Source organism: Paenibacillus sp. tmac-D7 (assembly GCF_006519665.1).
Taxonomy (GTDB): domain Bacteria; phylum Bacillota; class Bacilli; order Paenibacillales; family NBRC-103111; genus Paenibacillus_G; species Paenibacillus_G validus.
Genome location: NZ_VIDW01000111.1, coordinates 1 through 1,533, shown reverse-complemented (window position 1 = coordinate 1,533; position 1,533 = coordinate 1). Strand labels below are relative to the sequence as shown.

The window sequence follows — 1,533 nt, the reverse complement described above, 5'->3', positions numbered from 1 at the left end:
GAGATGTAATTTGACAATCGTTAATGTTATCGACGCGCCATGCGGCTACGGAAAAACCTCTTGGGCTATTCAATATATGAATGAAATGAGCCTCGAATCCCATAGATTTATTTATGTCACACCGTTTCTTGATGAGGTCACAAGAGTACAACAATCGGTACATTCAAGAAAGTTTTATGAACCAGAGTCGATTAAAGGAGAAACCAAACTGAATGACTTACATCGATTGTTAGGGCAAGGCAAAGACATTGCAACAACTCACGCTTTGTTCAAGATGGCAAATGCAGAAACAAGAGAGTTAGTTCGAAGCAATAACTATACTTTAATTCTGGATGAAGTAATGAATGTTATTGAACAAGTTCCACTAAAGAAGGACGACTTGGAGTCGATGATAGACCTTGGACTAATTGAATACGAGGTTAACAATAGAGGTTTGACCTACATCAAGTGGAAACAAGACAGATTAGACCACGAATCACAATTCGATATATTCAAGAAATATGCTATCGGCAACAACCTTATGTTGTGTGCTGACAAAACGGCTTTGATGTGGAATCTACCATGTGACATTTTCAAACTGTTCAAAGATGTATTCATCATGACTTACTTGTTTAAAGGTCAGTTTCAGAGATACTATTACGACTTACATGGCATTAAATACAGATACTTGTCTTTTGCTAAAGACGATCAAGAATACAGACTTGTGCCGTACAATGATAGAGAAGTCCACGACAAAGAGCAACTGCGTAGTTGGATAACAATCTACGAAGGTAAGCTTAATGATATTGGTGACAATCGGAATACATTGTCCAAAAGTTGGCTAGAGAATAGTAGAAATAAAGACCTAGTTACAACACTAAAACGGAACACCTTTAGTTTTCTGACGAATCACTGTAAGGCTAACAACAGTACAGCACTGTGGACTACTGTCAAAGGAAACAAAGAAAGTATTCAGAAGAAGCTCACGCCAAAGGGTTACAAGAACGCATTTATTCCAATGACAGAACGAGCCACGAATTTACACAAAGACAAATACCATCTTGCATATCTGGTCAATAGATTCATGAATCCAATTGAAAAGGGATTCTTTCAACAGTACGATGTTAAAGTTGATGAAGACACTTGGGCATTGTCTGAACTCATTCAGTGGGTTTGGCGTAGTAGTATTCGGGACTGTAAACCAATAGTCATCTACATTCCTAGCAAGAGGATGCGTGATCTGTTCAATCAATATTTGACCTCAGATAAATTCGAGACTCTTCCTGAGGAAGCTGTGACAGATCAACCGCCAAGCGACTGGAATCTGTGATTAATAATGCAATAGAGTGCATTATGGCATCAAAAAACACCAATAAAATGCAGTCTTATTTTTTATTTCCTTAAAGAAGAGGTACAAAAAATATGCACTACATCGAGCATAACCTCAGACGAGTCGATGAGCGTAGCGAAACGACTCGTAGACAAGCCAAAAGCGAAGCTTTTGGCGCGGCAGTCCGCACTGAGCGAAGCGAGGTGCATAGTAATTCAAAAAAT

1 protein-coding gene is annotated in these 1,533 nt (G+C 38.7%); it reads left to right on the top strand.

Features of this window, described 5'->3' with window-relative positions; genetic code table 11:
- A partial coding sequence (locus FKP33_RS26675) for a DEAD/DEAH box helicase family protein (protein ID WP_219996698.1) occupies positions 1-1,309 on the top strand: 1,309 nt, incomplete at its 5' end.
- Positions 1,310-1,533: the final 224 nt, after the last annotated feature.